Consider the following 14,042-nt stretch of genomic DNA (forward strand, 5'->3'; position numbering starts at 1 on the left):
AACACAGATCTTATAGATAAATGAATTACCACCCTCAATTGTCATCAAATTAGCCTACGCTTTAGTAGTAACTTATTGTTATTTAAATAAGTTAGTTATCAAAAAGGTAAGTGTTTTATAAAAGTCTGCCATGCAGAATAATAAGAAAATCAAATAACAGCAGGAAGCAGGTAAGGGAATAATGACAAGGATAAGTCAGAATTTATTGGGTATGGAATCACTGCGAAAAGTATTGCTTATATTGCTTGCTACGTTGGCATTTCAACTGAAAGCGGAGGGTGAGTTTGTAGCTGCTGAAAGCTATGTAGGAAGTGAGCAATGTATTGATTGCCACGCGGAAGAATATGAGCAGTGGAAAGGCTCCGACCATGAAATGGCAATGAAACATGCGACAGAAGAAAGCGTGTTAGCCGATTTCAACAATGCGACATTTGAATTTGAAGGTAAAACGAATCGCTTTTTTAAGAAAGGTGATGATTTCTGGGTCAATATTCAGGGACCTGACGGAAAGTTCCATGACTACCAAATTAATTACACTTTTGGCTATGATCCACTTCAGCAATACATGGTTGAGTTTGAAGATGGACGAGTGCAGCTGATCCCATTTGCTTGGGATTCAAGACGTGCGGAAGCTGGTGGGCAGCGTTGGTACCACTTGTACCCAGAAATGAAGGTGACGGATGAATTCTATTGGACCAATACAGGGCAAAATTGGAATTTCATGTGTGCTGATTGCCATTCAACAAACTTAAAGAAAAACTACGACCTAGACCAGAATCGTTATAACTCTACTTGGTCTGAAATCAATGTGGGCTGTGAAGCGTGCCATGGTCCGGCTAATGAACATATGACATGGGCAAAGGCTCAAAACTCTAACGAGCCTAGCACCAATACTCTTGTCCATTATGGCTTTGACCGTGACTTATCAAAAGCGGTGAAGGAATGGGTTTATAAAGAAGGCTCTTCTACTTTGCAGCCAGCTTCTATTGAGCATACAGATCAAACGACAGTCTGTGCCCAATGTCATAGTCGGCGAACTCAACTGAATGAAGATCAAGCCCATGTTAATGGGCACCTGCTAGATAGCTATTTACTCAGCCTAATTACTCCAGAGCTTTATCATAATGACGGGCAGATTTTCGATGAGGATTATGTCTATGGATCATTCATGCAATCCAAAATGGCAGAAAAAGGCGTAACTTGTACTAACTGCCATAACCCCCATACCTCTAAGTTAGAAGTGCCAGAACAAGCCGTGTGTAGCCAATGTCACCTTGCTTCTGAATACACGCCAGAAAAGCACACGTTCCACACTGCTAACACTGAAGCCTCTCAATGCACCACTTGTCATATGCCAGAAACCACTTACATGGAAGTGGACCCAAGGCGCGACCACAGTTGGCAAATTCCAAGACCAGACTTAAGCAAAAATATAGGCACACCTAACGTGTGTACCAACTGTCATGAAGGCGAAACCAATGAGTGGGCAGATGAAAAGCTAGGTGAATGGTTCCCCAATTCAAAGTACCGAAATCAGCAGCACTTTTCTGTGGCTTTCTATGCGGCAGAAATCAATTACCGCGGCGCAGAAGATGCACTTTCTTACACCGCTCAAGATGCTAAGCAAAGTGACATTATTCGCGCATCTGCCTTACAAAGGTTGGGCAGCTTTACTGGTCAAAATACGCTGGTTGCTTTAGGGCGGGCAGTGAAACATGAAAATGAACTGATTCGTTTAGGTGCAATTCAAGGCTCTATGGCATTTTCATTTAGTGATCGTTGGCAGATATTACAACCATTACTCAATGACCCAATATTAGCCATACGTGCAGAAACTGCAGGAGCACTTGCAAACCACTGGCGAGAAGCAAACCCAATGCAAAAAGAACAGCTCGCTAAGCCATTAGATGAGTACATCATGATACAAACTTTCAACGCCGACAGAGGGTTTGGACGGACTAACTTAGGCAATTTATATCGTGCCCAAGGTCATTACGATAAAGCGATAGAAAGCTATCAACATGCAATGATAGTAGAACCATATTTTGCCAATAGCTATGTCAATTTAGCCGATTTGTATCGCACACAAGGGCAAGAAAAACTTGCGTTCGACACCATGAAGAAAGGCATTGTGGCTCAACCTAGCTCTGGTGCACTTCGCTACAGTGCAGGTTTATCATTGCTCAGACAAGGTAATAAAACCGGCGCTTCAAATTACATGCGTCAAGCAACCCAAGTTGAACCTCAGAATGCACAATATTGGTATGTGTATGGGTTATCTATGGAAACGATAAATGTGGATCAGGCAGCAGGCGCATTATTTAAAGCATTTGAATTGAGTGGCGATCCTCAGCAGCTATTTGCTCAGTGCGACATGCTTTTAAAATATAAAAAGCCAACAGCCAGTCAATGTATTCAACAGTTAGAACGCTACGCACCGCCTAATATTATTCAAAATCTAAAGCAGAGGTTATGACCTGAAATCGTAATACAGGTGATAACCGCAGGCATAGAAACTATAAGCATAGAAACTAAAGCCATAATCATAGAAATTAAGACCATAGGCATAGAGAGTATAACCAATAGTTATCAGCCACTTTAGTAGGATTAAGAATATAAAATTGACTACCCAAAGCTCGTATTTTGACTCATTCAGTATGGGCTAACTGATCGTTTAACTTAACGTAGTTTGGAGAACATATGAATCAGGCTCAACAGGCAATTACATCCCTTATTACTCAAGTTGAACAGTCAGTAATTGGGCAAAGCCACGTCGTACGCTCTTTAGTTATTGGTCTTTTAACTAATGGTCATGTGTTATTAGAAGGGTTACCGGGCACAGCTAAAACCCGTTCAGTTAAATCCTTAGCCGATACGTTAAATACCTCATTTGGACGCATACAATTCACACCAGACCTTTTGCCATCAGATGTTACTGGTACTGAAGTTTACCAAGAGCAAATGGATGAATTTGGTAAATCGAAACCAAGTTTACACTTCCAACCCGGACCAATTTTTAACAGCATTGTATTGGCTGATGAAATTAACCGAGCACCAGCCAAGGTTCAAGCTGCGTTATTAGAAGCGATGGCAGAAGGTACCATTACTGTTGGCGATCAAACTCATCAATTACCTGATCTGTTTATGGTGCTAGCCACCCAAAATCCTGTTGAACAAGAAGGGACGTATCCATTGCCAGAGGCTCAAATGGATCGTTTCATCATGAAGATCACTGTGGACTACCCGGAAGACGACGCTGAACTCGATATTATTCGTTTGGTTCGAAGTGAAGAGGTAAGCACGTATGAAGACTCTAAAGAACTCTCTTCTGGTTCAACCCAGCTAGAACATACCTCCATTCAGATTGAACCTGAACTTGTCCTTCAAGCTCGTAGAGAGCTTCCAAACATAGAAGTATCGGAGATTGTTGAGCGTTACATTGTCGGTCTTGTCATGGCGACCCGTAAACCAGAGCGTTACCCAGAATCTAATTTAGCCCGCTGGATAGAGGTTGGTTCAAGCCCAAGAGCGTCAATTGCACTTGATAAATGTGCTCGTGCTTATGCATGGTTACAAGGTCGTGATTATGTAGAACCCGATGATGTAAGAGCAATGGCACATTCAGTGTTAGGGCATAGACACACGCTCAGTTACGACGCTTTAGCGGATGGTGTGAGTCATCAGCAAGTGATTGATGAGTTGTTGGATCACGTTGTTATTGGGTAAGTCACTATGAACCATTCTACATTTCGTCATTCAAGAGCGAATCAATCTGCATCGCATAGGTCTGCATCCCTTCAAGATGAACGCATTCACTGTGAATACAAAGGGCTAGTTCGATTGCAGGCTCAAGCTGAGTCTTTTTCCCTATTGCCACAATTAAAAGCGGGTTCGGCTTTATCTGGTCGACATTCTTCCGTATTCAGAGGTCGTGGTCTTAACTTTGAAGAGCTACGTCATTATCAGCTTGGTGATGACATTCGTAACCTTGACTGGAAAGTGACCATGCGCACGGGTAAGCCTCATGTTAGAGCTTACACGGAAGAAAAAGATCGCAATGTGATCGTCTGTGTAGACCAGCGTTCCAGCATGTATTTTTCATCGGTAGAAGTCATGAAATCCGTTGTGGCTGCTGAACTGGCGTCACTCACGGCATGGAGAGTGCTTAAAGATAGCGACAGAGTCGGTTTTTTAATGGTGACGCCCACCCAAAACTATTGGATGAAACCAAGACGTTCACAAGCGGATCTTTTGCATCGGCTGAAGAAGCTTTCAGAGTTAAACCAAAGCCTCAGTGTTGATACGAAAGACAGTGAGCCTACTAGTTTTAGTCAATTTGTTACTTTGTTAGGTCGGCTGAAATTAAAAGAAGCCACCATCATTATTTTGAGTGATTGGAGCGGAGCAACGCAAGACGATTTAACGCACCTTAAACATCTACAAAAGCATAATGATGTGCTGGGCGTGTTGATTTCAGACCAACTTGAAAGTGAATTTCCCAACCAAGCAGCCTCTTCATTTTTTGATCTTTCTCAAAGCGAATCGCTATCTCAAGGCAAATCATTATCTGCTTTAAAAAGCGAGCCAATTAGAAAATCTCAAGCGAAGGGAGGACCTGGTTGGGTGGTGGGTAACGGTGAGTTACAACTGAATTTGAATGATGGGAAAAAGCTGGATCTTGCCAATCAAGGGTTAACCGAGCACCAAAGGCTTAAGAAAGATAAGTTGATTCAGTTAATGGCAGCTAAGCGATTACCTTTAATCGAAGTTAATACTTCGGGTCAGCATGTAGAGCAATTCAAACAAGCGGTGGGAGGGCGACGTTAATGGAACATAAACCTCCTGGCACTTATATATTACGAGAGTTAAATGATGTTGCAGTGCCTGAGCATGTGAGCTGGTTTCCTCAAACTTTAGGTTGGCAAATACTCGCATGCGCTATCGTAATTTATGCAATTTATCGAATGGTGAAATTGTTCCAGAGCTGGTGGGGAAATCGCTATCGCAGAGAAGCTTTAAGGTTAGTTTTGGAGGTAAGGCATTCTCTTTTACTGGATAGCATCACGATTGGAGAACGAACTCAGGTAGGGCAAGACTACTTTCAAATTATGAAAGCGGTACTGGTTTATTTAAAACCAGAACTCGCGAATAAGCATGGCAAAGCTTTTCTTGCTGCTTTGGACTGCTTCATTTTGAAACCGACTTTTGAAGCAGAATTAGGATACAAGTGGACGGTCTCTCTTCTACAAAAATCGAAGGCATTAACAGCAGCCGAATTGCTCGAATTAACGGCTTTATGCGAGTTATGGATTAGAGAACATTATCTACAACACGCTTCTGTTACAAGTGAGGTAAAGCAAAATGGCTGATGCTTCTCTCATTCTTGAATCTACAGTTTCAGATGGTGGACTTGTTCTCGATACCAGTCGACTCATTGGCTCTGCTATTACCTTGTCTCATCCTCTATGGCTGATAATTCTACCGTTACCCATCATCATTTACTGGTTAATTCCAGCTTATAGAACGAAGCAGTCCGCGATTAAAGTGCCGTTTTTTGATGTGCTAGTTAAGGCTATCGGTGAGGCTCCAACTGAAGGGGCAAGCCAACTAACTCCTAATTACTGGCAGCGAATTATTCTTGTGCTTTCATGGGTATTGGTTGTATTCGCAATGACCAAACCAACGATTTTAGGTGAACCTCAAACAAGGGAGAATTTAGGTCGAGACATCATGGTTGTAGTTGATTTATCTGGCTCGATGGCAGAAGCCGATTTTGCCTCTTTGCAAAAACCTAGTTTAAGCCGTTCAAATGCTGAACCTGTAAAATCCGATATGATTTCACGCTTAGATGCCGCCAAAGAAGTATTGGCTGACTTTGCCCAAACTCGAAAAGGTGACCGATTAGGGTTAATCCTGTTCGGAGATGCGGCATTTGTACAAACCCCTTTTACTGCCGACCAAGAAGTATGGCTTGAGTTATTAAACCAAACTGATGTAGCCATGGCAGGGCAAAGTACCCACCTTGGTGATGCCATAGGCTTAGCGATTAAAGTCTTTGAAGAAAACCGTCAAGGTTCTAGTTCTATTGGAAATAGAAAGAATAAAAATAAAACAAATAGTAAACAGGCTGAACTCTTTCCTGAAGTTGAGAAAGTCGTCATCGTTTTAACTGACGGTAATGACACGGGAAGCTATGTCGAGCCTATTGATGCGGCGAAAGTTGCTGCTGCAAAAGGGGTGCGAATTCATATGATTGCCATGGGTGATCCTGCCACTGTAGGTGAGCAAGCCTTAGACATGGAAATCATTGAACGAGTAGCGAAAGAATCAGGGGGCGAAGCTTTCCAAGCGATAGATAGATCAGCTCTTGATAACGCCTATCAAGCGATTGGCGAGCTAGAGCCACAACTGTATGAAAGTACTACCTATCGACCTAAGAAAAGTATTCATCAGTATCCAATAATGCTGGTGGTGTGTTTGTACTTAATGGCTTTTGGTCTAGCGACTTTACGTCGTTACCGCACTAGGCAGCACTCTCAAATCAGAACTGAAGAGAAAGCGGCAACAGAAACAGCGCAAGTAGGAAGTACACAAGCAGGAAGTAAGCAATCAGCGGAAATGGGAGAGTCGCATGTTTGATTCTCAATTATGGCAACAGATCATATCGCAGTTTCATTTTGTAAGACCTTTGTGGCTATTAGCTATCATTCCTTTGGCTATTGTTGCGTATTTACGTTGGAAACAAGAGTCATTAGCAGCAATGCATTTAGCGATACCAGAACACCTTCGTAAGGCTTTGACCATAGGCGATCTCGGCTGGAAAAAACAACTGCCTCTTAAGTTGCTAACCGTTTCAATGTTTCTGGCAATTATTGTGTGCGCGGGTCCTACTTGGACAAAAGAACCTTCACCGTTTGGGGAAGATAAAGCATCGCTACTAGTGATATTGGACTCAAGCCAATCAATGTTACAAAAGGATTTAGCACCAAGTCGTCTTGAGCGTTCAAAACAAAAAATTAGAGACTTAGTTACTTTAAGGCAAGGTGGAAAAACAGGGCTGATCGTTTTTTCTGGTAGTGCACATATCGCAATGCCGCTGACTAAAGATAACTCCGTTTTTGCACCATTCTTAGCGGCAATTCAGCCAGATATTATGCCTGTGGAAGGTAAGCAAGCTGAGGCTGCTTTGGCGCTGATTGGTGACCAATTAGGGAATGAACAAGCCGGAACAGTATTGCTGATCACTGATGGAGCAAACCCAGCAACCATCACTGCCTATGAACAATATTTTGAAGAGAGTCCGCATCAACTGCTGGTATTGGCTGCTGGTAATTCGGCTGCCGTGAGTGATAGCCCTATGGATTTGTCTTCATTGAAAACTCTCGTATCCAAATCAGGTGGTCGATTAGTGGAAGTCACTATCGATAACCAAGATATTCAGTCCTTAGAACGCAGTATTGAACGTCATATGCAGCTCAATAATGAGTCGGCGATGCCATGGAAAGACATGGGATATTTTTTACTGTTTCCTATGGCTGTGTTGATGCTGTTTTGGTTTAGAAAAGGTTGGTTAGTCCAGTGGTGTTTAGTTGGGGTTGTGTGTATTTCAGCACTTCACCCACCCACTGCGTTGGCTGAAACCGTGAGCTTAAAAGCTGACTCAGAACCAGCTGTGGTTGAGTCGACCTTATGGAACAAAATAAGCCAAGGTTGGTTGAATTTATGGTTAACCCCGGACCAACAAGGGCAATTGTATTTTGAACGTTTTGAGTACCTAGAAGCGGCAAAACGCTATGAGGACCCAATGCATAAGGGCATTGCTTATTACTATGCTTCTGAATACCAATTGGCGCACAGCGCCTTTCTTCAAGTGAAAAGTGATTTAGGTCTGTTTAATGCCGCTAATGCGCTCGCTAGGCAGCGTGAATATCTTGCAGCAAGAGACATCTACAAACTGATGCTGGAGCATAAACTAGATGAAAGCTTGAGCCCTTTAGTTGAAGAGAATTTACTTGTGATGCAAGGCATTATTGATGAAGTGAATCGCTTTAGTGAAAGCCAAGCGAATACGCCTGAAGGACCTGAAGACTCATTCGAACTAGGTGATAAACCTCAAACCGGTGATGGAGCGGAAGAGCAAGTCGATTCTGCCATGATGAGAGAAGAGAAACTGAATGCTAATGAAATTCTGGGCAGCCAAGACCTTGCAGACAAATGGTTACAACGCGTAGAAGCCGACCCTAAATACTTCTTACGAGCCAAATTTCAGCTTCAACTTCTTAGCCAAAGCCAAGGAGTGAAAGATACAAACGAAACCGATAAAGAAAATGAAACAAATATAGCGGGAGAGCAATAATGAACAACTTTATTCGTGTACTTGTTTATTTTGCGCTTTCTTTCGCTTCGGTATCTTCTTACGGGGCTGATATAGGTCAATTGCTGAAAAGTGGTGATGTTGAAATTAAAGCTTGGTTAAGTGACTCCTCTCTTGTAAGTAAGGACAGTCACGTAGATAAAGACAACGAAGCTGATTTAGACAGTATCAATAAGAAGAAATCGTCAGCAAATTTTGCAGTGAATGAGCAAATCATCTTATATATCGAAGTAGCGACACCTCGTTGGTTTACTGGCGGCACGCGCATTTCTTCTATTGAAATTCCAAATGTTGTGGCTAAGCAGCGCAATCAGTTAGCCACTAACTTTACTGAACGCAGAGTCACCAAAGAAAAGGGCGCTCAGACTTGGTCTCATCAACGTTGGGAAATCACGTTATACCCCCAAGATGTTGGTCAATATTGGGTTCCTCAAACCTCAGTTCGCGTACAGGTGTCTGCACCTGATGGTTCTAATGTCACCGGTGAACTTTACACACAACCCCTTAATTTTAATGCTAAACGTCCCTCTGGATTACTAGCAAATGAGGATGTATGGGTTTCTGCGAGTGATTTAAAATTAGAGCAACAATGGAGTCAATCCAATCAGGAGGAAACTCTAAAAGTGGGTGATGCGATTACACGAACCGTGACCGTTTCAGGTTCCGATACTCTGGCCATGTTAATACCGACTTTAATCCCAACGGGATCCGATTCTGGCTACCAACATTACACACAACCAAATCAGCTCTCTGACACTCAAGTTCGGGGCAACTACCGTTCAACTCGTACTGAAGAGAGCGTGTATGTTTTGCAAGATGGTGGAGAGATCTACTTTCCTGCAGTAGATATCATGTGGTGGAATACCCAGACACAACAATTAGAAACTTTGAGTGTAGAAGGACGAACCTATCAAGTTCACCACACGGTACAGTCTTTCATCCAAGCGTATTGGCAATGGTTTGCTGTTGGAATCTGCGCTTTAATACTTCTTTTGAGCTGTGTGATATTGATGGTTCGGTATTACCAAACTCATCCATTACCAAGCAAAGTCATGTTTTATCGTGCTTTGAAAGCTGGGAATAGTCCTCAAGCGAGAGTATTGCTGTTTCGCCATTTGAGGAAGAAAACTGATCTTTTAGAATTAAAACAATATGAGCTTAATCAGCCGAGTAAAGGTGCCCATCAGAGTAAAGGTCTTCAGCAGAATGAAGCCAATATCCAATGGAAAGGTGATGCTCAAGAGTTCCAATCTAAGTCAGTGAGTTTCAGCCTTGGTTGGAGAATTTGGCGAAAGATAAAAACACCAGGTGGAAGAGTCGGAATAGCAGATAATCGAAAGATAGAAAATCGTATCCGTCTCTTGTTTATGAAACATAAAATTTTACCTAGCCTTGATTCATTGAGGATGAGACTAGAAAAAGATCGAAATAAAGAGTAAAGATAAAACTCGGATTGTTTTTATTCCGAACATCAGTCTATGCCGCGAATACATCGCGAGAGTTAAATTGAGAAAAGACAATTAATGAAGAGTACTGAATTAAACTTAATCCCTATTTTTGTTGCCATTTATGAAGAAAAAAACTTATCTCAAGCCGCTGCGCGAATGGAGATAAGCCAACCTGCGGTGAGTAAGGCGCTCAAAAGGCTACGTGAAATTTATGATGACCACCTTTTTCATCGTAATGCTTCTGGTGTAGAACCCACAACATTCTCTCGTGATATTTACCCCGCCATGTCTGTGGCATTAAAGAGCTTCACATCCACCTTATCTGCTTCTAGAGATTTTGAACCAAAAACATCAAACCGAATTTTTTCTGTGGCAGCGGTGTCTGTTGCGGGGTATTTCTTAATCCCGGAATTGATTAAACAAATGCGAAGTGAAGCGCCGAATGTTGCGTTGGAAGTTCACCCGCTATTTACTGAAGATCATGAAACTGACCTTCGTTTACAGCGCTATGATTTAGTGATTGATATGGCACCGCGCGGTCGTAACTTGCTGAAGTCTGAAGTGATTTATTCAGAGCATTTGAACGTGGTGTGTAGAAAAGATCACCCGAGACTGAAAGACTCATTGAGCCGTGAAGAGTTTTTTAATGAAGAGCATGTTGTTGTATCTCGTTGGCATAGCCGACGCAGTTTACTGACTGCTGATGATATTTCAGAAATTGAAAAACGTAAAATAGTGGTGCGTGCTGCTGGAGCTATAGAAATGCTTCCTATTGTAGGTAAAAGCGACATGATTGGTATTTTACCTAAGTCGACCATTGATTCTTTTGCGGATTTCTTTGATGTTAGATCGATCCCGTTACCCTTTGATCAAAGTGAACTTGATCTTTGCTCCATTTGGCACCCTAGCCGAACAGCAGAAAGTGGGCATAAGTGGTTAAGACAGCAAATTCAAAAGGTTTCGAAGAACCAAGTGATAGCCAGAAAGTGATTCTAGTCAGCGCGCTATCTGAGGCTTATTTGGAACTTATATAAGCTCTCCGATTTAGTGGAATGCTTAATAATTTTGCATGCATTATTACACTTTGTACGTATTATTCATTACTCTCGTATTATTAATAAATGAAGAAAAATCAAATAATGTTCTTAGTCTTATATTGTCACAACATTGGAAAAACGGAGTTCTCATTCTTTGAAACGGAAGATTTTGATGTTGAGGAAGGCTATACCGTTCGTGGTAAGTGGCCGAACACTCAAGCCTTTTTAGATTATTTACCTAAAGAGTTTCCAGATCTCACTGGCTTCAAAGTGATTGACTTAACGGGTGAAGGTCCCAAGGCTGAATCCTATTCTCAGCAGCAACTTCAAGAACTTGCCAACCAATTAGTTTCGCAATAACAGAACCTGATGTTTCAACATGTAATCAGTTTTTTAGATAAAAAAGAGCAGCCAAATCGCTGCTCTTTTTATTTAACTGCATTCGAGTTCAATCAAGGGATCTCTGAATCATTCCTAACATTTCCTACAGTTCACAGCCACCAGCTCGTTATCAGTCATTTCCTAGTCATCAATCACTTCAGAAAGAACCTGACCGACAGCACCGCTAGGCTGAGTAATCCCCAGTTTGTTAGATAGAGTTGGGGCAATATCGTATGGCGTGATTTCATGCGTGATCTTGTTTGCTTCAACATCGTAACCTGCAAAAATCACGGGCACATGCGTATCGTATCGCCAAGGTGAACCGTGAGTCGAAGCAATGGTTAAACCATCCATATCATTGATATAGGTTCTAGGAGCAAAAACCAGATACACATCACCAGAGCGCTGAGGATGGTAGTTGTTCTTAACCAGTTGCATCACTCTAGTATCGGGCAATTGGTTGTTTTGCACATCGGTACTGGTCACAGCAAACGCAACCCCTTTGATTTTTGATACTTCATCTGCAACCACAGCTTGAACCTTAGTCAAATCGACACCTTTTTTCGAGATTACGTCATGGTTAAGATAAACATAAGGCTGAGCGTATAAACGAATGGCTTCTTTACCTAATCCAAATTCTGATTGTAAACGGCTTATCAAGCTCTCATTCAATAAGGTATTTTTGTCGAAGTAATTGGCTTGGTTGTAACCTAAAGCGTTAACCGTTGGTGAGGCTTCTGGTACGCCATGGTCTGCTGATAAAACAATGAGCGTATTCTTTAGACCAACCTGCGCATCCACATCGTTCAGTAATTTAGCGATGGTTCGATCAAGTCGGATAAGGTTATCTTCAGCTTCTAGGCTGGAAGGACCATACATGTGAATGACATAGTCATTGGCTGAAAAGCTTACTGCAAGATAGTCTGTGAACTTGCCTTTACCTAACTGCTCTTCTTTTAGCAGAGTGCTGGCAAAGTTTGCTGTAAGTTCATCGCCTGCTGGGCTTAGAGTAAGCATGGTACTGTAGTACTTAAAGCTTGCAGGCCCATAGGGATGAGGAAAGGTTCTTTTGAAACCGGCTAAATCGACTTTATGCTCAGGGTCACCTTCTTCTAAAGTGTATTTATTGCTGTCTAAAGCAAGCTCCCAACGCTGACCTGAATATTCATTCGCCAGCTTTTTACTGTTCCAACTCGTAACCCACTCGGGGTACTCCTCGTAATAATAATTGCTGGTGACAAATTCTGATTGTGCTTTAGAAAACCAGAATGCTTTACCAGAATGCCCTGCAAGCGATATCGCCCCACGGTCTTTCACTGAAACCGAGAATATTTTTGAAGCACCGTTACTTGATACGGCTAACTCATCACTAAAAGTGGTAGAAAGAATAGGCTCTGGAGAGCGTCCATCTTTGGTTGCCACTTTCTGAGTCGGATCTATTTCTGTCGCTTGGTTAACACCAGCGCCAGAAGTCAGCATGTTGTATTTTTCATCCTCAACGTTGTAAACCAAGCGTTCTTCACTTCTGTCATACCAGACGTTTCCAACCATACCATGCACACTTGGAGGAGCGCCCGTTGCCAATGATACGTGACCTACAATGGTTTCAGTATTTCCATGTTGGTAATGAGCATTAGTGTAGTAAGCCCCTTCTTCCATCAGGTAACGAAAACCAGCTTGACCAAAATTAGATTTATAACGTTCGAGAAGATCACCACGCAATCCATCCACCGTGATCTGCAAAACCAATTTTGGTTGCTGATCATTTGCAACCGCTTGGAATGGCGAAAGCAAGGCTCCTGCTAAAACTGCACTAGATAACAGAGAACTCATGAACATAGGCCTAGTTAATACAGAATGAGGCTTTCGCTGAGTATTAGAGGGCTTAGGTACAACTTGCAATTTTATTGAGGTTAATGGATGAAATCTGGTCAAGCTCGGTTTGTTCATAATTAAATCCCTTGCCGGAAGAACGTTGGGTATCGCTTATTTAGCTTCTGCCTTCGCTGTCTATTTAGCATTGGCTCTCACTGCTTATTTAGCATCTCTTACGAGTCGCAAACCCATGTCTGACATAATTATAGACTGACTTGCAAAGTCTCTTCGGTAATTCTCAGATTCATTAGCGTCGTATGAAAAGCTTCCACCTCTTACTGACTTATGAGCTAGTCCAACTTTACTGTCATTCGCGTTACTTGGATTGTCAGAAGGTGAGTAACGGTAAAAAGTGTCGTCGTAAGCATCAATAACAAACTCGCCGACATTACCTGTCATATCGTAAAGCCCTAGCTCATTTGGTAACTTACTGCCAACAGGTTGCGCTTGGTTATTGGCGTTTTCTGAATACCAAGCCACATCATTAATATTATCTGATCCGCTATAAATATAGCCTTGGCTTAAATTTCCGCCGCGAGCAGCAAATTCCCATTCAGCTTCAGTTGGTAGGCGGTAGTTTTCATTAGTGAGTTCGTTGAGCTTCTCAATAAAGTAATTGGCTTGCTGCCAGCTTAAGTTATTAACTGGAACGTTTGGTGACGGGAAGTAACTAAGGGAAGACCCCATCACTGACTCAAATAAAGATTGAGTGACTTCAAATTTAGACATGTAAAAGCTATCGACAGATACAAGGTGTGCCGGCTGTTCGCTTGATTTCGCTTCCTGCGCATTTGATCCCATAGTGAATTCACCACCTTCGACCTTTACCATATCTTGCTCAATAAGGGTAGCGGTTGGGTGGGGGGCAAAGCTACTACAACCCACTAATGTTGACCCTAAAGCTAGCACCGCGCCGATTAAAACTTT

Annotated in this window: 11 protein-coding genes; 9 read left to right on the forward strand and 2 right to left on the reverse strand. The window is 42.3% G+C overall.

The genetic code is table 11. The features are described from left to right. Positions 1–181 precede the first annotated feature (181 nt). The 9 genes from OCU78_RS15565 (at position 182) to OCU78_RS15605 (ending at position 11,219) form a co-directional block, all read left to right on the forward strand. Entirely contained in the window at positions 182–2,476 is a 2,295-nt protein-coding gene (locus tag OCU78_RS15565) for a tetratricopeptide repeat protein (RefSeq protein WP_180033661.1), read from the forward strand. 224 nt (positions 2,477–2,700) lie between these two features. Next, on the forward strand, positions 2,701–3,726 hold the full coding sequence (locus OCU78_RS15570; protein ID WP_137372143.1) for an AAA family ATPase: 1,026 nt from the start codon (positions 2,701–2,703) through the stop codon (positions 3,724–3,726). A gap of 6 nt (positions 3,727–3,732) precedes the next feature. After that, positions 3,733–4,827 carry a DUF58 domain-containing protein gene (locus OCU78_RS15575; protein WP_137372144.1) on the forward strand — a complete coding sequence of 365 codons (1,095 nt, stop codon included), beginning with the start codon at positions 3,733–3,735 and terminating at the stop codon, positions 4,825–4,827. Continuing rightward, the gene (locus tag OCU78_RS15580; RefSeq protein WP_137372145.1) at positions 4,827–5,369 is read left to right on the forward strand and encodes a DUF4381 domain-containing protein; all 543 of its coding nucleotides are present in this window, start codon (positions 4,827–4,829) and stop codon (positions 5,367–5,369) included. The genes OCU78_RS15575 and OCU78_RS15580 overlap by 1 nt, the downstream gene beginning before the upstream one ends. A gap of 388 nt (positions 5,370–5,757) precedes the next feature. Then, positions 5,758–6,639 (forward strand): VWA domain-containing protein, encoded by an 882-nt coding sequence (locus OCU78_RS15585; protein ID WP_373367617.1) that lies wholly within the window; start codon positions 5,758–5,760, stop codon positions 6,637–6,639. Further along, positions 6,632–8,356, forward strand: coding sequence for a vWA domain-containing protein (locus OCU78_RS15590; protein ID WP_137372147.1), 1,725 nt, complete (start codon positions 6,632–6,634; stop codon positions 8,354–8,356). Before OCU78_RS15585 ends, OCU78_RS15590 begins: the two co-directional genes overlap by 8 nt. Then, positions 8,356–9,813, forward strand: a complete 1,458-nt coding sequence (locus OCU78_RS15595; protein WP_137372148.1) for a BatD family protein — start codon at positions 8,356–8,358, stop codon at positions 9,811–9,813. The genes OCU78_RS15590 and OCU78_RS15595 overlap by 1 nt, the downstream gene beginning before the upstream one ends. Before the next feature lie 84 nt (positions 9,814–9,897). Next, the gene (locus tag OCU78_RS15600) at positions 9,898–10,812 is read left to right on the forward strand and encodes a LysR family transcriptional regulator (RefSeq protein WP_137372149.1); all 915 of its coding nucleotides are present in this window, start codon (positions 9,898–9,900) and stop codon (positions 10,810–10,812) included. Between the two features lie 149 nt (positions 10,813–10,961). Next, on the forward strand, positions 10,962–11,219 hold the full coding sequence (locus tag OCU78_RS15605) for a hypothetical protein (protein ID WP_137372150.1): 258 nt from the start codon (positions 10,962–10,964) through the stop codon (positions 11,217–11,219). Positions 11,220–11,381: 162 nt separating this feature from the next. Here the strand turns inward: OCU78_RS15605 and OCU78_RS15610 are convergent, their stop codons facing one another. Both OCU78_RS15610 and OCU78_RS15615 read right to left on the reverse strand, forming a co-directional pair. Continuing rightward, positions 11,382–13,073, reverse strand: a complete 1,692-nt coding sequence (locus OCU78_RS15610) for an alkaline phosphatase family protein (RefSeq protein WP_137372151.1) — start codon at positions 13,071–13,073, stop codon at positions 11,382–11,384. A 201-nt stretch (positions 13,074–13,274) separates the two neighbouring features. Then, positions 13,275–13,946 carry a formylglycine-generating enzyme family protein gene (locus tag OCU78_RS15615; protein WP_240701698.1) on the reverse strand — a complete coding sequence of 224 codons (672 nt, stop codon included), beginning with the start codon at positions 13,944–13,946 and terminating at the stop codon, positions 13,275–13,277. Positions 13,947–14,042: the final 96 nt, after the last annotated feature.

Source organism: Vibrio gallaecicus, from assembly GCF_024347495.1.
Classification (GTDB): Bacteria; Pseudomonadota; Gammaproteobacteria; order Enterobacterales; family Vibrionaceae; genus Vibrio; species Vibrio gallaecicus.